At 74.7% G+C, this 16,496-nt stretch carries 14 protein-coding genes, 1 tRNA gene and 1 pseudogene; 6 read left to right on the forward strand and 10 right to left on the reverse strand.

Going from position 1 to position 16,496, the window contains the following annotated elements:
- The first annotated feature begins 279 nt into the window (after window positions 1-279).
- Window positions 280-1,503 carry a M6 family metalloprotease domain-containing protein gene (locus ACFPP6_RS31175; RefSeq protein WP_168095676.1) on the forward strand — a complete coding sequence of 408 codons (1,224 nt, stop codon included), beginning with the start codon at window positions 280-282 and terminating at the stop codon, window positions 1,501-1,503.
- 127 nt (window positions 1,504-1,630) lie between these two features.
- Here the strand turns inward: ACFPP6_RS31175 and ACFPP6_RS31180 are convergent.
- From ACFPP6_RS31180 to ACFPP6_RS31215, 8 genes are all read right to left on the reverse strand, one after another.
- A tRNA-Lys gene (locus ACFPP6_RS31180) sits at window positions 1,631-1,704 on the reverse strand.
- A gap of 103 nt (window positions 1,705-1,807) precedes the next feature.
- Window positions 1,808-2,428: a bifunctional DNA primase/polymerase gene (locus tag ACFPP6_RS31185; protein WP_382049527.1), complete on the reverse strand. Its 621-nt coding sequence runs from the start codon at window positions 2,426-2,428 to the stop codon at window positions 1,808-1,810.
- Between the two features lie 231 nt (window positions 2,429-2,659).
- Complete coding sequence (locus ACFPP6_RS31190) at window positions 2,660-3,028, reverse strand: hypothetical protein (RefSeq protein ID WP_058046876.1); 369 nt, start codon at window positions 3,026-3,028, stop codon at window positions 2,660-2,662.
- Between the two features lie 91 nt (window positions 3,029-3,119).
- The gene (locus ACFPP6_RS31195) at window positions 3,120-4,511 is read right to left on the reverse strand and encodes a GH1 family beta-glucosidase (protein WP_382049529.1); all 1,392 of its coding nucleotides are present in this window, start codon (window positions 4,509-4,511) and stop codon (window positions 3,120-3,122) included.
- Window positions 4,512-4,563: 52 nt separating this feature from the next.
- Window positions 4,564-5,520, reverse strand: coding sequence for a carbohydrate ABC transporter permease (locus ACFPP6_RS31200; protein WP_382049552.1), 957 nt, complete (start codon window positions 5,518-5,520; stop codon window positions 4,564-4,566).
- 15 nt (window positions 5,521-5,535) lie between these two features.
- The gene (locus ACFPP6_RS31205; protein WP_382049531.1) at window positions 5,536-6,528 is read right to left on the reverse strand and encodes a carbohydrate ABC transporter permease; all 993 of its coding nucleotides are present in this window, start codon (window positions 6,526-6,528) and stop codon (window positions 5,536-5,538) included.
- Window positions 6,525-7,862 (reverse strand): ABC transporter substrate-binding protein, encoded by a 1,338-nt coding sequence (locus ACFPP6_RS31210; RefSeq protein WP_382049533.1) that lies wholly within the window; start codon window positions 7,860-7,862, stop codon window positions 6,525-6,527. The genes ACFPP6_RS31205 and ACFPP6_RS31210 overlap by 4 nt, the downstream gene beginning before the upstream one ends.
- 167 nt (window positions 7,863-8,029) lie before the next feature.
- Window positions 8,030-8,623, reverse strand: coding sequence for a histidine phosphatase family protein (locus ACFPP6_RS31215; protein WP_382049535.1), 594 nt, complete (start codon window positions 8,621-8,623; stop codon window positions 8,030-8,032).
- 326 nt (window positions 8,624-8,949) lie between these two features.
- Here ACFPP6_RS31215 and ACFPP6_RS31220 point away from each other — a divergent pair, with 326 nt between their 5' ends.
- Genes ACFPP6_RS31220 through ACFPP6_RS31235 form a run of 4 tightly spaced genes read left to right on the forward strand, consistent with a single transcriptional unit; the run spans window position 8,950 to window position 14,075 of the window.
- Entirely contained in the window at window positions 8,950-9,939 is a 990-nt protein-coding gene (locus ACFPP6_RS31220; protein WP_382049537.1) for a phosphatase PAP2 family protein, read from the forward strand.
- A complete protein-coding gene (locus tag ACFPP6_RS31225; protein WP_382049539.1) occupies window positions 9,860-11,158 on the forward strand; it encodes a hypothetical protein in 1,299 nt (432 codons plus the stop codon). The genes ACFPP6_RS31220 and ACFPP6_RS31225 overlap by 80 nt, the downstream gene beginning before the upstream one ends.
- Entirely contained in the window at window positions 11,149-12,690 is a 1,542-nt protein-coding gene (locus ACFPP6_RS31230) for a hypothetical protein (RefSeq protein WP_382049541.1), read from the forward strand. Before ACFPP6_RS31225 ends, ACFPP6_RS31230 begins: the two co-directional genes overlap by 10 nt.
- Window positions 12,687-14,075, forward strand: a complete 1,389-nt coding sequence (locus ACFPP6_RS31235) for an AAA domain-containing protein (protein WP_382049543.1) — start codon at window positions 12,687-12,689, stop codon at window positions 14,073-14,075. The genes ACFPP6_RS31230 and ACFPP6_RS31235 overlap by 4 nt, the downstream gene beginning before the upstream one ends.
- A 229-nt stretch (window positions 14,076-14,304) precedes the next feature.
- On the opposite strand, the gene ACFPP6_RS31240 is transcribed toward ACFPP6_RS31235, so the two are convergent.
- Window positions 14,305-15,174, reverse strand: coding sequence for a spermidine synthase (locus ACFPP6_RS31240; protein ID WP_058044344.1), 870 nt, complete (start codon window positions 15,172-15,174; stop codon window positions 14,305-14,307).
- A 44-nt stretch (window positions 15,175-15,218) separates the two neighbouring features.
- Window positions 15,219-15,665: a hypothetical protein gene (locus ACFPP6_RS31245; protein WP_336013377.1), complete on the reverse strand. Its 447-nt coding sequence runs from the start codon at window positions 15,663-15,665 to the stop codon at window positions 15,219-15,221.
- A gap of 277 nt (window positions 15,666-15,942) precedes the next feature.
- Here ACFPP6_RS31245 and ACFPP6_RS31250 point away from each other — a divergent pair.
- Window positions 15,943-16,496: pseudogene (locus ACFPP6_RS31250) on the forward strand (hypothetical protein); the annotation flags it as partial.

Here is a 16,496-nt window from a genome sequence, read left to right on the forward strand (position 1 = left end):
AGAGCTCGCGGGGGGACCGTTCCAGCGGCCCTTCCGCGAGAGGCCGGGCCGCGGCCCCCGGGGTGTCCACTTCTGCACGACCGTGCGCGCTCGTGCCTGAGGCTGTTGTGCCACACCATCTCGATTGACCATCAGTGACTGAGTGTGATGTACCCAGAAGTCGGCCTAGTCACTCGACCGGAGCAGCGGAATAGGGCATACCACCATAAATCCACCGAGGGTGGATGAGGTGTCCCGAATCCGTCCCGGGAGGTCGACGTGGTGCGTCCGCAGACACCCATGGGAGTGGACCGGCCGCGGCCGCTGCGCCGCGTCGGGGCCGTCCTCACCGTCCTGTGCGCCATCGCGGCGACCACCCTCGTCGCCGTCCCCGCCCAGGCCGTGGGGCCCGGCGGGCCCTGCGCGCTCCCGCGCAGCCAGGCCCACCACTCCGAAGGGCTCGACAGCTGGAACCCTGCCTATCCACGGCCCGTCGGGCGGCTCGACGCCGTCATGATCTTCCTGTCCTTCCCGGACTCCAAGCCCGCCGTCTCCCCCGAGAAGCTCGCGGCCGACCACTTCCCCGCCACCAGCCGCTTCTTCGAGCGGGCCTCCTACGGGAGGTTCTCCCTGCGCGCCCACCCGGTGAAGCGGTGGGTCAGGATGCCCCGGTCCGCCACCTCGTACCGCATACAGCGCGACTGGGAGGGCGACCGGCGCTCCGACTACCTGCGCGACGCCGTCGCCGCCGCCGACCCCGGCGTGGACTTCAGCCGCTACGACCTCGTCTACCTCGTCGCCGACCCCGACGCCCCGGGCGTCGACTCCGACGCCACCAAGGTCGTCAACCTCGACCGGCCGCTGCAGGCCGACGGCGCGCAGCTGCGCCGGATCGTCACCGTCTTCGAGCACCACCCGCCCGACCGCAACGTCCTCGCCCACGAGACCGGGCACGTCCTGGACCTGCCCGACCTCTACCACCGGCCCACCGACGGCAAGGGCGACTGGGACACCCACGTCGGCGACTGGGACCTCATGGGCAGCCAGTTCGGGCTCGCCTCCGACCCGTTCGGCTGGCACAAGTGGAAGCTCGGCTGGCTCACGCCGGCCCAGGTCGCCTGCGCCCGCGGCCCCAGCGGCGCCCTCTACACCCTCCAGCCGCTGGAGACGCCGATGCAGCCGGGCGGCGACGGCCGCACCCGCCTGATCGTGATCCGTACGGGCACCACCACGGCCCTCGTCGTGGAGGCGCGCTCCGCCTCGGGCAACGACAGCGGCGCCTGCACCGAGGGCGTCCTCGTCTACCGGGTGCACAGCGACACCGCCTCGGGCAGCGGGCCGGTCCAGGTGCTCGACGGGCACCCGGGCCACCAGGCCTGCTGGGGCGAGTCCGTCTATCCGCCGCTGGCCGACGCACCGCTGGGCGTGGGGGAGTCCCTGTCCTCGGAGACCGACGGGGTGCGCGTGACCGTACGGGGGCGGACGGCCGGCGGGTCGTGGACCGTCGGGGTGACCCGGGCGTGAGGCGCACACCGGCCGCGCACACGGGCTGTGCATACGGGCTGTGCATACGGGCTGTGCATACGGGCTGTGCATACGGGCCGCACACGACGAAGGCCCTCACCTGAGGGTGAGGGCCTTCGACTGTCTGTGCGCCGCCAGGGACTCGAACCCCGGACCCGCTGATTAAGAGTCAGCTGCTCTAACCAACTGAGCTAGCGGCGCCTGCTGACAGAGAAGACTCTAGCACCCTGATCGGGTGGAACGAAAATCCGGATGTTTCAGCGGGCTGCAAGGGTGCTCGTGCAGGTCAGCGGGGTGGCCCTGGTCACAGGGCGGGCTCGGGGGCGGCCTCGGGGGCGAGAGCGGCCGACAACGTGCCGGCCGTCGCGCGCGCCACCCGTACACAGGCCCACAGCAGCGCCTCGGCGTCCGGCAGCCACGGGTGGCGCACCTCGGGGGCGACCACCCAGCGCGAGACGGGCGGCACGGGCTCCTCCGGGCCGGACGGGTAGAGCGGCGGGACGGTCACGGTGTCGCCCGTGCCGTGGCACAGCAGCGGCGGCATCGCGCGGGCCCACTCCTCCCAGCCGAGCAGCGCGGGCAGGCGCTGGGCCGTGCCGGGGGCCGCGAACAGCTGCAGCCGGCCGCGCTGGGCGGCGACCGGCCCGGAGCCCGGCCCCTTCTCCCATAACCGGTCCAGCACCCGGCGGCCGAACAGGTCGGGGGCGCTGACCACGTCGAAGGCGACGCCGCAGGGCAGCACGACCGGATTGGCCGGGCAGTCGATCCACAGGGCGTGCACGCTGCGGGGGAAGCGGCTGGCCGAGGCGAGCCAGTCCGCCCCGGCGAGGGTGACATGGGCCGGGCGGGGCAGCCGGGAGGGGGCACCGGGAGCGCCGCGGTTCAGGGAGAACGGATCGCGCGGGTCGTACTGCCGAGAGGTCATGGCGCCCATGCTGGGCGGTGCGGCAGCCGGGGCATCCGGTAGTTGCGGAAGTCGGGACAGGGCGGGGTGCCGTGCGCTATTTTTCGCGCCGCATATGCCAACGGCCCATGGTCGGTGCCATGGGCCGTTCCGGTCGCCGCCGGTGGCCGGGGGTGCGCCGGGGCCGTCCGGGGCCGTCCGGGGCGTGCGGGGCCGCGGGGCCGGGGTGCGGCGCGCGTCACGGCACGCGGGTCACTCCCCGGTCCGGCTGCCGCGCAGCAGGTCCCGGCCGAACTCGACCATCTTCTTCGCGTAGTCCTCGCTCCACTCCGCGCGCTCGGCGATCACGGCTGTGGACAGCCGGTCGAACCGCCGGGGGTCGGCGAGCTGCGCCGCGGCCACCGCCTGGAACTCGGTCGCCCGGTCGGCGGCGGCGCGGAACGCCAGCGCGAGCTCCGTGGAGCGCGTGAGCAGCTCGCGGGGGTCCTCGATCGACTCCAGGTCGAAGAAGTGCTCGGGGTCGGCGACCGCCTCCGGGGGCTCGAAGAGCAGCTGCGCGGGCTTCAGGCGGCGCGGTCGCTCGGTCGGGCCCGCGTCGGGAGCCGACTGCGGCTCGGACATGTACATACCTCCAGGATCGTCTGCACCGCCATCCATTGTCCTGCGCGACGCAAGGGCGCCCCCGGCGGCTGCGGCCCGGATCCGCTACCGGTCAGTACGGCGGCAGCTGGCCCGTCCGGGCCACCTGGGAGTACCAGCGGGCGCTGGACTTGGGCGTGCGGACCTGGGTGGCGTAGTCGACGTGGACCGCGCCGAAGCGCTTGCTGTAGCCGTAGGCCCACTCGAAGTTGTCGAGCAGCGACCAGAGGAAGTAGCCGCGCACGTCGGCCCCGTCGGCGATCGCCCGCCGGACGGCGTCGAGGTGGGCGTGCAGGTAGGCGATGCGCTCCGGGTCGTGCACCGTGCCGTCGCCGTCGGGCTTGTCGTCGTAGGCCGCCCCGTTCTCGGTGACGACCAGGGGCAGGCCGGGGACCTCCTCGGCGAAGCGGACCAGGAGGTCGTACAGGCCGGTGGGGTCGACGGACCAGTCCATCGCGGTGCGCTTGCCGGGCGGGCGGTGGAAGGCGACGCCCGTGGCCGCGGGGAACGGCGAGGGCTCCAGGGCCTCGCCGGGCAGGCCGCCGTTGTCCGTGGCGGCCGCCACCACGGTGGGCGTGTAGTAGTTGATGCCCAGCGAGTCGAGCGGCTGTTTGATGGCCGCCGGGTCGCCGTCGTGCACGAACGACCAGTCCGTGATCGCCGCCGTGTCGGCGAGCAGGTCCTCGGGGTAGGCGCCGTGCAGCATGGGGCCCGTGAAGATGCGGGTGGCCAGGGCGTCGATGCGCCGCTGGGCGTCGACGTCCTGCGGGGCGCCGGTGAAGGCGCGGACGACGCCGGGGTTGAGGGTGACCGACACCTGCCCGTGGGAGGGCAGGGCCGCGCGCAGGGCCTGGGCGCCCAGGCCGTGGGCCAGGTTGAGGTGGTGCGCGGCGCGCAGGGCCGCGAGGTCGTCGGCGCGGCCGGGGGCGTGCACCCCGGAGCCGTAGCCGAGAAAGGCGCTGCACCAGGGCTCGTTGAGGGTGGTCCACATCTCGACGCGGTCGCCCAGGGCCTCGGCGACGAGGTGGGCGTAGTCCGCGAAGCGGTGGGCGGTGCCGCGCTCGGGCCAGCCGCCGGCCGACTCCAGCTCCTGCGGCAGGTCCCAGTGGTAGAGGGTCAGCACGGGGCGGATGCCGTGGTCGAGGAGGTCGTCGACGAGGGCGCGGTAGAAGTCCAGGCCCGGCTGGTTGGCGTGGCCGCGGCCGGTGGGCTGCACGCGCGGCCACGAGACGGAGAAGCGGTACGCGCCGATGCCGAGGTCCGCCATCAGCCGGACGTCGTCCGCGCGGCGGTGGTAGTGGTCGGTGGCCGTGTCGCCGGTGTCGCCGCCGAGGGTCTTGCCGGGGGTGTGGGAGAAGGTGTCCCAGATGGAGGCCGTGCGGCCGTCCTCGTGGGGCGCACCCTCGATCTGGTACGCCGCGGTCGCGGTGCCCCAGAGGAAGCCGGGCGGGAAGTTCACGGTCATCGGGTCTCCCGGGAGGTGGGGGCGTGGAGGGGAGCGGCGCGCGTCGGCGGGGTCAGCCCTTGACGGCGCCCCGCATGATGCCGCCGACGATCTGTCTGCCGAAGAGGGTGAAGGCGAGCAGCAGCGGCAGGGTGCCCAGCAGCGCGCCGGCCATGATCACGGACTGGTCGGGGACGTAGCCGCGGCCGAGCCCGGTGAGGGCCACCTGCACCGTCGGGTTCTCCTGGGTCAGCGCGATGATCGGCCAGAAGAAGTCGTTCCAGGCCTGGACGAAGGAGAGCATCGCCAGCACGGCCATCGCGGGCCGGGCGACGGGGAAGACGACGTGCCAGATGACGCGCAGGCTGCCGGCCCCGTCGACGCGGGCCGCCTCGACCAGCTCGCCGGGGAGCGCCTCCAGCAAGTACTGGCGCATGAAGAAGACCCCGAAGGCGCTGACGAGCGTGGGCAGGACCACCGACTGCAGCTGGTCGGTCCACTTGAGCTCGGCGATGACCATGAAGAGGGGGACGACGCTGAGCTGCGGCGGCACCATCATGGTGCCGACCGTCAGGAGCAGCAGCGCGCCGCTGAAACGGAACTTCAGCCTGGCGAAGGCGAAGCCGGCGACGGTGCAGAAGACCACCGTGCCCAGCGCGACGGTGCCCGCGACGAGCAGGGTGTTGAGCAGGGCCGTGCCCATGTTGGCCTCGGTCCAGGCGGTGCCCGCGTTCTCGGCGAGCCGGGTGCCGAACCAGAAGGGCGGCGGCGTCCTGGCGAGACGGGCGTTGTCCCGGGAGGCGGTGACCGCCGTCCAGACGAGGGGGAAGAGCGAGCCTGCGGTGAAGAGCGACAGCACCGCGTAGGCGAGGGGGCCGCCGTGCAGCTGCCGGCCCGCGCGGGTGCGGGCGGCGCCGGGCGCGCGCCGGTGCGGCAGCCGGGGGAGGCGGGGCCTGAGCAGGGCCGCCCTGCGGGACCGGGCCCGGTGGGGCCCGGGACCCTCGGGCCTCGGTCGTCCGGTCGTCGTGATCGTCACGGCAGTCCCTCAGTGGCTCTTCCTCAGCCGCCGCGCGATGAGCATGTTGACCGCGGCGATCAGCAACAGGATCAGGAACATCGTCCAGGCGACGGCGGAGGCGCGCCCGAGGTGGAAGTTGAACCAGCCCTGTTCGTAGAGGTAGAGGCCGAGGGTCTGGAACTGGTGCGAGGCCCCGCCCTTCTGGCCGCCCGCCCCGCCGAAGAGCAGGGGCTCGCCGAAGAGCTGGGTGGCGCCGATGGTGGAGACGACGACGGTGAACAGGATGGTCGGGCGCAGGGCGGGCACGGTGACGTAGCGGAACTGCTGCCGGCGGGAGGCCCCGTCCAGCGCCGCCGACTCGTACAGCTCGTCGGGCACGGCCTGCATGGCGGCCAGGTAGATCAGGGCGTTGTAGCCCGTCCACCGCCAGATGACGATCGAGGAGACCGCGAACTGGGAGGTCCAGGTGCCGTTCTGCCAGTCGACGGGGCCGATGCCGAGGGCGCCCAGGGCCCAGTTGACCATGCCGTAGTCGCGTCCGTAGAGGAGGACGAAGACGAGGGTGGCGGCGGCGACGGAGGTGGCGTACGGGGTGAGGAGGGCGACCCGCCAGAAGGTGGCGGCGCGCAGCCGGTAGTGCAGGAGGTGGGCGAGGCCGAGCGCCATCAGCAGCTGCGGGACGGTGGAGATCACGCCGATGGTGAAGGTGTTCCGCAGGGCGTTCCAGAAGAAGTCGTCGTCCAGCAGGCGGACGTAGTTGTGCAGGCCCACCCACTCCATGTGGTCCGGCGCGGCCAGCTCGACCCGGTGCAGCGAGGCCCACCCGGTGTAGAGGAGGGGGAAGAGGCCGAAGGCGCCGAAGAAGAGGAAGAACGGCGCGACGAAGGCGTAGGGGCTGTAGCGGACGTCCCAGCGGTAGAGGCGGCTGCGCCACGGGCCCGGGCGGGCGCCGCCGTGCGTGCCGGGCGGGCGGGGGACGGGGGCCCCGGCCTCCTCGACGGCCCCGGCCGTGGCCGTCATGCGTCCACCGCGTTCTCGATCTCCTTCTGCGCCGCCTTCCAGCCGGCCTCCGGGGACTTGCCCTGCTGCTCGACCTGGGGGATGCCGACGTCGGTGAAGGCGGTGCCGATCTGTGCCTCCTTCGGGCCGATGACCAGCGTCGGGACGGCGCGGGCGGCGTCCGAGAAGATCCGGCCGACGGGGGCGCCGCCGAAATAGGGGTTGCGGGCGTCCCGGACGAGCGGCATCGCGTAGGAGGCGGGGGTGGAAGGGATGCTGGCCTGCCGGCCGAAGAGCTTGGCCTGCTGCTCGGGGGCGGTGAGCCAGACGGCGAGGGCGGTGGCCGCGGCCCGGTGCCGGGCGGCCCTGGGCACGGTGATGAAGGAGCCGCCCCAGTTGGCGGGGCGGGGGGCGGGGGCCACGTCCCACTTGTTCCGGCCGGCGGCGCCCGCCTTCTCCTTGATGTAGCCGAGCATCCAGGGCGGGCAGGCGACGGAGGCGAAGCGGCCGTTGGCGTAGGCCTGGTCCCAGGGCTTCTCGAACTGCTTGAGCCGGGCGGTCAGCCCGCCCCGGGCGGCCTCCATGGCCAGGTCCCAGGACTCCTTGACGGCGGGGCTGGTGCGGTAGACCGGCCGGCCGCCGCGGTCGTAGTAGCGCTCGGCGTGGGCGTGGACGGAGGCGTTGTAGATGCCGGCGGCCGAGTCGGTGAAGACCGTGCCGGCCGGGGCGTGCGCCTTGTACCGCCTGCCGGTCTCGATGTACTTGCGCCAGTCGCCCGCCCAGAGCCTGCCGACGCTCTCGCGGTCGGTGGGCAGCCCGGCCCGGGCGAAGAGGTCCTTGCGGTAGCAGACGGCGATGGGGCCGATGTCCGTGCCGAGGCCGATGGTGCGGCCGGTGCGGGTGGTGGCCTGGGCCCACTTCCAGGGCAGCCAGTCGCTCCGGCGGACGCCCTCGGCGCGGGAGAGGTCGACGAAGCGGTCGGCCTGGGTGGTGACGATCTCGTTTATGTTGCCGGTCTCGACGGCCTGGATGTCGGCGAGGCCGCCGCCGGCCGCGAGGTGGGTGAGCAGCTGCGGGTAGTAGGCGTCGTTGCGCTCGATCACGCTCTCTTTGATCGTGACGCCGGGGTGCAGCCGCTCGTACTCGGCGTAGAGGCCCGCCTGCTTGTAGCCGAAGACGCCGAAGGTGCCGACGGTGACCGTGGTGCCCCGGCCGCCGGCGCCGCTCCCGCCGTCCTCGCCGGTCCCGGCGTCCTGGGCGCAGGCGGCGAAGAGGAGCGCGGCGAGGGTGCCGGCGGCGATGCCTGCGGCCGCCCCGCGGCGCCGCGGGGCGCGCCTGACGCTGCCGGGTGCCATCGCTCACGCCCTTCGCTGTCGGCGGCACGGCCCCGCTCCGCGAAGCTGTGCCGGGTCCCCTTCCGGCAACCGATCATTCCCTCGGATGAGGCGATCGTCGCTCCGGCCGCGCGCTCCTCACCCGTAGGAGGGAGCTCGCGCGGGGGCGCCCGGGCCGGGCGGGGGCGTCAGGCGAGGTGGCCGGTGTCGTTCCAGCGTTCGAGCGCCGGGGCGTCGTAGGCCCAGCCGAGGATGGACAGCGAGGTGGGGTCGAGGCGGATGCGGGCCGCGAAGGAGGCGTCGAGGCCGAGCCAGCGGGCGCCGATGGTGCGCAGGATGTGGCCGTGGGCGAAGATCAGCACGTCGCGGTCGGCGGAGCGGGCCCACTCGACGACCTCGTCGGCGCGGGCGCTGACCTCCACGAGGGTCTCGCCCTCGGGGACGCCGTCGCGCCAGATCAGCCAGCCGGGGCGCTGCGCCTTGATCTCGGCGGGGGTCATGCCCTCGTAGGCGCCGTAGTCCCACTCCATCAGCGCGTCCCAGGCGGTCGCCCGGTCGCCGAAGCCGGCCAGCTCGCAGGTCTCGTGGGCGCGCACCAGGGGGCTGGTGCGGACCTCGACGTCCGGCAGGCCGTCCCAGGGGGCGCGGTGCAGCCGCTCGCCCAGCAGCTTGGCGCCGCGCCGGCCCTCGTCGAGGAGCGGGATGTCCGTGCGGCCGGTGTGCTTGCCGGACAGCGACCACTCGGTCTGTCCGTGCCGGGCCAGCAGGATCCGCGGTGCCATGAAGCGCCCCTCACAGTCTTCGGTGATTTTGCCAACAGAACTCATCACAGATCACCGCACTGTCCCCATATTTCAAAAGGACAACGACAGAAACGATCTGCTTGCCCTCCATCATCGCTCACCCGGCCGACGCGTTCCTCACACCGGTCACAGGCAACCCCGGGGTCATTCGAGGCGTCTCCTCCCCCGCACACCTGTCGGCACGGCAGAACAGCGGGCGAACTCGGCGTTTCCTTCAAGTCGCGGGGCGGTGTGCGACTCATGTGACGTACGCCGTACGGTTGCATGCGCGCTTGTTGGCCGTCTGACATATGGAGAGCGCCCGGATGTACCGCACCGCACCACTTCTGAAGCGGCCGCGCTGGTGGACCGAACTGCCGCTGATCGCCGTGGTGTACGCGCTGTACTCCGCCGGCCGGCTGCTGGTCCGCGGCGGCGTGGAGCCCGCCGTCGACCACGGACTGGCGATTCTCGATCTTGAGAAAACGTTTCGAATAAACTTCGAACACCCGCTGAACCGGCTGTTCACCGACCACCCGGCCATCGGCATACCCGCCGACTTCGCCTACGCCTCCCTGCACTATCTGCTCACCCCGGCGATCCTGGTCTGGCTCTTCAAGCGGCGCCCGGCCGAATACCGCCTCCAGCGCAGCTGGCTGATGATCTCCACCCTCATCGGCCTCATAGGTTTCACCCTGCTGCCCACCTGCCCGCCCCGGCTGCTCGACTCCGGGTACGGCTTCGTCGACACCATGGCCCAGTACGCCTCCTACGGCTGGTGGGGCGGCGAGGCCAGCGCCCCCCGCGGCCTCGGCGGCATGACCAACCAGTACGCCGCGATGCCGAGCCTCCACGTCGGCTGGGCCCTGTGGTGCGGCGTCGTCCTGTGGCGCCAGGGCCGCACCGCCTGGGCGAAGGCCGCGGGCGTCGTCTACCCGCTCGCCATCACCCTCGTCGTGATGGGCACCGCCAACCACTACTTCCTCGACGCCGTCGCGGGCGCCGCCGTCATGATCGCCGGCCTGCTGCTGGCCAAGCCCGCGCTGCGCCTCGTGGACCGGCTCAAGAGCCGCCCGACCGGCGCGGGACGCGGCGAAACCGCCGGGACGCCCGCGAATGTCAGTGCCGGGTGCGAGACTTCGGCGGGTACAGCGCTTCCCCGGGCCGCGGCCTCCGGCACCGCCGCCGGAGACGGCCGTCCGGGAGCGCCGCAGCGACCTCACGAGGCGGACGCCAGTGACTTCATCCCCCGACAGCCGGCCCACGGCACCGCCGGCGACAGCCGCACCGGCGGCACTGCGGCAGCGGCTCGCTGAGCTGCGCGGGCCGGGCCGTCCGCCCCGCCCGCTCGACGCCCGCGCCCTCGCGGCCCTCGCCGCCAACCCCGGCTGCCGGCGCCGCGTCCTGCTCGACGGCGCCGGCGTCGACAAGGGCGCCCTGGCCGCGGCGCTCGGATCGCCGGCCGCCTTCGGGCAGTCGCAGTTCGCGATCGTGCGCGGCCACTCCTTCGAGGCCCGCGCCAAGGCCGGCGGCGGTACGGAGCTCGTCCGCCTGCTCCACGAGCGCCTGCGCGACGGCACCCCGGCCCCGGACCCCGGCTCCGTGGACGTCCCCGACCTCACCGCCGGCGGCCCCGAGGGCCGCACCGCCCGTACGGCGCTCGCCCTGCGCGACGCCACGGCCGCCGGCCGCTGGGCCCTCCTCGACCACCCCCTGCTCGCCCTCCAGGTGTCCGGCACCCCCGCCTTCCTGGAGCCCGACGCCGTGGTCGTCCACCCCGACGGGTCGTGGACGGTCGTCGAGATCAAGTCCTTCCCGGTGATCGACGGCGCGGCCGACCCCGGCAAGGTCGGCGCCGCCGCCCGCCAGGCCGCCGTCTACGTCCTGGCCCTGGAGGAGCTCGCGGCCCGCACCGCCGGCGGGGACACCGCGCGCGTGCGCCACGAGATCCTGCTCGTCTGCCCGAAGGACTTCGCCAACGTCCCGGTCGCCGAGCTCGTCGACGTCCGCAAGCCGCGCGCCACCACCCGCCGCCAGCTCGCCCGGCTCGCCCGCGTCGAGGACATCGCCGCGGCGCTGCCCCCCGGCACCACCTTCGATCTGCGCCCGGCCGACGACGGCCGGACGGCCACCCGCCCCGCCGAAGAGCTCGCCGCCGCCGTGGAGGCGGTCGACGCCGCCTACGCACCGGAGTGCCTGGCCGCCTGCGAGCTGGCCTTCCACTGCCGTGCCCGGGCCCGGTCCGAAGGTGCCGTGGCCGCCCTGGGCCGCGGGCTCCGCGGCGAGCTGGGCGGCCTGACCACGGTGGAGTCCGTGCTCGCCGCGGCGCTCGACGGGACGGCGGGCGGGGCGGCCGCGGCCGCCGGCGGTCACGCGGTCCCCGGCGCCCCTGCGGATGCCGCCGCCGACCCCACCGTCGTCGCGCTGCGCCGCGCCGCCGCCCTCCGCTCCGAGGCCCTGGCCTTCGCGCCCGCCCCCGCGCCCGTCTCCGCGCCCGCCCCTGCCCTCGCCGGAACGGAGGCCGCATGTCGCTGATCACCACGCTCGCCCGGATGGAGGCCGTGCGGGACGGCCGGGCCCGGCCCCTCACCACCGTGCGCCACCGGCATCTGGCGGAGCGGCCGCTGGTGTTCGTCCCGCTGACCACCGCCGGTGAGGCGGGCGCCCCGCTCGGCGCGCTCGTGGGCACCGACCGGGAGCGCCCCCGCCTCCTGGCCGTGCCGCAGCCGCGCGACCGCGACCTGCGCTCCGCCTTCCTCGCCGAGCTGGCCGAGGAGATGCTGCCGTACCTCGAAGGGTTCGCCGAGGACGTCACCCAGGAGGAGCGCAAGGAGACCGACCCGGAGACCGGCAAGAAGGTGACGGTCCAGGTCGAGCTGTGCGCGTCCGCGCCGCAGCTGCTGGTGCCGAGCGCCGCGGGCGTCGCCTACGTCCGGCTGCTGGGGCGCTCCATGCGCTTCCGCCGCACGGCCGAGCAGGACCCCGAGACGCCCCACCCCGCCCCGCCGCGCGTGCCGCTGCTGGGCCGCTGGCTGACGCACTTCGGCGAGCGCGCCCGCGTCCCCGGCTCGTCCCTGCTCCTGCCGGTGACACAGCTCCTCGCCCACCACTGGGCCACGGGCCAGAGCACCCTGGAGGACCAGCACCTCGGCGCCCTGCTCGCCTGGATCGACCCCCCGGCCGGGCTGACGGGCGCGGAGGCGGCCCTGCGCGCCGAGCTCGCGCGGGACGCCGCGGGGCAGCTGCTCCACCCGCCCGCGGGCCCGGCCACCGACCCGGCCTTCGACAACAAGCTCCTCGCCCCGGCGACCGCCCGCTTCGACGCGGGCCTGCCCGGAGCCGAGAAGGAGCTCCGCGAGCTGCTGGAGTCGCAGCTGCGCCCCACGTGGGAGGCGGTCTGGCGCGGCGTCGACCTGCTGCGCGCCCTGCCCGAGGGGGAGCGGGTCGGCGAGCGCTGGAAGCGCGACCGCTGGTCCTACACCGCGCACCGGGACCGCGTCCGGGCCGGCGAGCCCCCGCAGCCCCGGCGGGACGACGCGGTGACGGCCGCCCGCAAGCTCGCGGCGCGGGAGACCGCCCAGGCGCAGCTGGACGCACAGGAGGCGCTGGACGATCCGCTGGTGATGGCCGGGCGGCGGCTGGCGGGCGAGGCGTTCGCGGGGGAGGTCACCGACGTGGTGATGGAGTACACGGAGGCGAAGGTGCCGCGGCCCAGGCCGCTGGTCACGCTGCGCACGGACGACGGCCCGCTCCTGTCCGACGGGGTGAAGGTGCACCGCGCGCTGCCGGGCGGCAAGTCCCAGTCCGCCGAGTTCGCCGGCCACGTGCCCGGCGAACCGGGCGCGCTGACGGTGCGTCTGACCGGCGGCATGGGGCGCGGCAAGGTGCCCGAGCCCGGCTCGGTCCCGGAGAAGGGCGACCGCGTCTGCTGGACGCTCTTCGAGCACGCCCCGCGCGGCGGCCCCGAGCTGCCCGACCCCGACCGCACGCCCTGGACGCACGGCGGCCCGCCCGGCGAGCCGGCGGCCGAGCTGCCCGACCCGGTGACCACGGAGGACCTGCTGTGAGGACGTTCACGGTGCCCACGGAGGGCGCGCTGCCGCCGCAGCGCGGGCGCGGCGCGGATCCGGGTGCGGCCGCCGAGGCGGTCACGCGCCGGATCCTGCACGACACGCTGCACAGCCCCGAGCGCGGGGTCGTCGTCGACTCCCCGCCGGGCGCGGGCAAGTCGACGCTCGTCGTCCGCGCCGCGCGGGAGCTGGCCGCGGCGGGCCGCCCGCTGATGATCGTCGCCCAGACCAACGCCCAGGTGGACGACCTGGTGCTGCGGCTGGCCGCCAAGGACCCCGAGCTGCCGGTCGGGCGGCTGCACAGCAGCGACGCGAGCCCCTACGACCGGGCGCTCGACGCCCTGCCCTCGGTGGTCACGTCCGCGAAGGCCGCCGAGCTGGCGGGGCTTCCGGTCGTGGTGTCCACGGCCGCGAAGTGGGCGCACACCAAGGTCGCCGAGCCGTGGGGCCACGCGATCGTGGACGAGGCCTACCAGATGCGGTCGGACGCCCTGCTGGCCGTGGCCGGGCTCTTCGAACGGGCGCTGTTCGTCGGCGACCCGGGCCAGCTGGACCCGTTCAGCGTGGTGGGGGCCGACGGCGTGGCGCAGTGGGCCGGGCTCTCGTACGACCCGTCGGCGAGCGCGGTGAGCACGCTGCTCGCCCACAACCCCGGCCTGCCGCAGCACCGGCTGCCCGTCTCCTGGCGGCTGCCCGCCTCCGCGGCGCCCCTGGTGTCGGCCGCCTTCTACCCGTACACGCCCTTCCGCAGCGGCACGGACCACGGCGACCGGCGGCTGACCTTCGGCGTGGCGTCGGACGGCTCGGGCCCGGACCGGGTGCTGGACGAGGCGGCCGTCTCGGGCTGGGGCCTGCTGGAGCTGCCGGCCCGTCACACGCCGCGCACCGACCCGGAGGCCGTGGGCGCGGTGGCGCACGTGGTCCGGCGGCTGCTGGACCGCGGCGGGGTGACCGTCAGCGAGGCGGCGCCCGACCCGGTGCCGCTCACGGCCGCCCGGACAGCGGTCGGCACCGCCCACCGCGACCAGGCCGCGGCGGTCCGGACGGCGCTCGCCGGCCTGGGCGTGCAGGGCGTCACGGTGGACACGGCGAACCGGCTGCAGGGCCGCGAGTTCGACGTGACGGTCATGCTGCACCCGCTGTCGGGCCGCCCCGACGCGACGGCCTTCCACCTGGAGACGGGCCGCCTGTGCGTCCTCGCCTCCCGCCACCGGCACGCGTGCATCGTGGTGTGCCGCGCCGGCGTGGACCGACTGCTGGACGAGCACCCGTCGACGGAGCCGGTGCAGCTGGGGGTCACGGTGAAGTTCCCCGACGGCTGGGAGGCCATGATGGCGACGTGGGACCACTGGTCGGAGCACCGGGTGGTGTGGCGGCCGTGAGTCCGGGGGCCCGGCCGCTTCGTGGCGAGCGGCACGCTGTCCGGTGGCCGGATGGAGTCCGGCATGCCGCTGGAGGCGGCCGATGGATGCAGCCCCCGACGGCTGGGAGGCCATGATGGCGACGTGAGACCACTGGTCGGAGCACCGGGTGGTGTGGCGGCCTTGACCGGGGCCCGGCCGGTAGCCGGTGCCCGGCGTCGCGTGGAAGCCGTGAGTCCGGGGGCGGGGGTCAGTCGAATACGGACGGCGGCGGTTCCGGCGACGGCTTGGCGGCCGCGTCCGTGACCGGTGCCGCGCCGCCCGTGAAGTCGGCCAGCGCCCGGCCGTGTTCGACGCGCCCCTGGTGGGGGTCGGAGGCGGCACGGCGGGTCAGCTCGGCGATCGGCAGCGCGTGGTCGGAGGCGAGCAGCACGGCGTTGCCGAAGCGGCGGCCGCGCAGCACCGCCGGGTCGGCGGTCAGGCAGAGCTCGGGGAAGACGGTGCCCACGGTCGCGATCTGGGACTTCACGTACGCGAGCGGCGGGCCGTCCGCGAGGTTCGCGGCGTAGAAGCCGCCGGGCCGCAGAGCCCGCCGCACCTCGCCGGCGAATTCGGTGCTGGTCAGATGGGCGGGGGTGCGGGCGCCGGCGAACACGTCGGCGATGATCAGGTCGGCCCAGCCGTCCGGCACCTTGGCCAGCCCCTCGCGGGCGTCGCCGCTGCGCACCCGGATCCGCCAGCCGCTGTCGAGGGGCAGCTCGCGCCGTACGAACTGCACGAGCGGGGCGTCGATCTCCACGATCTGCTGGGTGGAGCGCGGCCGGGTCGCGGCGACGTACCGGGCGAGGGTGAAGGCGCCGCCGCCCAGGTGGAGGGCGTGGACGGGTTTGCCGGGCGGCGCCACGAGGTCGGCCAGGTGGCCGAGCCTGCGCTGGTAGGCGAAGTCCAGGTAGGAGGGGTCGTCGAGGTCGACGTGGGACTGGGGCGCGCCGTCGATCAGGAGGGTGAAGCCGCGGGGGCGGTCCCGGTCGGGCACGAGCTCGGCGAGCCCGCCCGCCACCTGCTCCGTGACCGCTTCGGCGGCGCGGCCGCGCCCTTGCTTCTTCTTGACCTTGCCCACCCCGCAAGTATCGCCCAGGGGCGGGGCCGGCCCGGCGGGACGGCCTAGCGGCAGCGGTCGACGGCCGCGATCGTCCGGGCGGCCTCGCCGAGGGCGTCGCGCAGGACCGCCGGGTCCGTGGCGGAGGAGAAGGCGGCCTCCGGGGCGACGAGCCAGCCGGCGCCGGTGAGGGGCTGCTCGTCGGGGACCACGCGCAGCCCCCGGCCGTGGGTCTGGGTGCAGGCGCTGCCCGGGACGTCCCAGGCGTCGGCGGTGCCGGGGGGCACCAGGAAGCCGAGGGTGTCGCACTCGCCGTCGTGCAGGACGGGGCCGACGCCGTCGCGCAGCCGGAGGATGTCGACTGCCTCCAGGCCCTGGCGGGCGGGGACGGTGACGAGGTCGCACGGGCCGGCTTCGGGGCCGAGGCCCGGTGCCTGGGGTGCGCAGGGCGAAGGGCTGCGGTCCTGACGCGGCTGGTGCAGGGCCGTCGTCCGCGAGCTGCTGCTGTCCACTCCGGCCTCCACCAAGGGAAACCCCTCCTCCGCCGTGCCACTACGCTCCGCGTCGAGCGTGCTCGGGAGGTTCAACGCGCGAGGGGCGTCAACGGCAACGGGTACATGCCGTCACAAAGGATGGCAGTTCATGGCGGATCGCGGGTGAGATATCCGGTTTGTAGGCAAACGGGGGGCTGAATCCGGGGCCGAACGGGGGGAGCGGGGCCCCGATTGCCGGTACGGTCTTCTCCCGCCGAGCGCAGTCGGCGGAGTCACTCGCCAGAAGGGTGCGGCCATGGTGTCGTCCCACGCGTCCCCGTCCCCCCGCCCCGGGCCCGCCGAGCCGGCGGGTCCCGGCGGTCCGGACGGCAAGGGCAGCCGCCCGAACGCGGCCTTCAGACAGCTGCGGGGCGCGCTCTCGCCGGCCGAGTTCGCGGCGGCCGTACGGCGCGCCGCCCGCGAGATCGGCGAGCAGGTCTCGTGCGACGCGCGCTACATCGGCCGGGTCGAGTCGGGGGAGATCCGCTGCCCCAACTACGCCTACGAGCGGGTGTTCCGGCACATGTTCCCCGGCCGCGAACCGGAGGACATGGGCTTCGTCCCGCGCGAGGTCGTCCGCGGGCGGGGCGCGCGCGGCAGGGACGGCAGCGGCGGTGACGGCCGCCCCACCGGGACTCCCAGGGGGAATCCCACCGGAAACCGCACCGGGAATCGCACCGGGAATCGCATCGAGCAGTCCAAGGAGAGCGACGTGTTGCGCCGCGCGTTCATGACCGGCGGCACGGCGGCCGCGGTGGCCGCGGCCTCGCTCGGCGCCACCGCCCCGGCGGCGCCCGCGCCGCGCGGCCC

The organism is Streptomyces aureoversilis (assembly GCF_042657885.1).
GTDB lineage: Bacteria > Actinomycetota > Actinomycetes > Streptomycetales > Streptomycetaceae > Streptomyces > Streptomyces aureoversilis.

Excerpts from the sequence above, each read along its gene's own strand:
- ACFPP6_RS31175 (WP_168095676.1), top strand. The coding sequence starts at position 280 with ATGGGAGTGGACCGGCCGCGGCCGCTGCGCCGCGTCGGGGCCGTCCTC.
- ACFPP6_RS31185 (WP_382049527.1), bottom strand. The coding sequence starts at position 2,428 with ATGACCTCTCGGCAGTACGACCCGCGCGATCCGTTCTCCCTGAACCGC.
- ACFPP6_RS31190 (WP_058046876.1), bottom strand. The coding sequence starts at position 3,028 with ATGTCCGAGCCGCAGTCGGCTCCCGACGCGGGCCCGACCGAGCGACCG.
- ACFPP6_RS31195 (WP_382049529.1), bottom strand. The coding sequence starts at position 4,511 with ATGACCGTGAACTTCCCGCCCGGCTTCCTCTGGGGCACCGCGACCGCG.
- ACFPP6_RS31205 (WP_382049531.1), bottom strand. The coding sequence starts at position 6,528 with ATGACGGCCACGGCCGGGGCCGTCGAGGAGGCCGGGGCCCCCGTCCCC.
- ACFPP6_RS31210 (WP_382049533.1), bottom strand. The coding sequence starts at position 7,862 with ATGGCACCCGGCAGCGTCAGGCGCGCCCCGCGGCGCCGCGGGGCGGCC.
- ACFPP6_RS31215 (WP_382049535.1), bottom strand. The coding sequence starts at position 8,623 with ATGGCACCGCGGATCCTGCTGGCCCGGCACGGACAGACCGAGTGGTCG.
- ACFPP6_RS31220 (WP_382049537.1), top strand. The coding sequence starts at position 8,950 with ATGTACCGCACCGCACCACTTCTGAAGCGGCCGCGCTGGTGGACCGAA.
- ACFPP6_RS31230 (WP_382049541.1), top strand. The coding sequence starts at position 11,149 with ATGTCGCTGATCACCACGCTCGCCCGGATGGAGGCCGTGCGGGACGGC.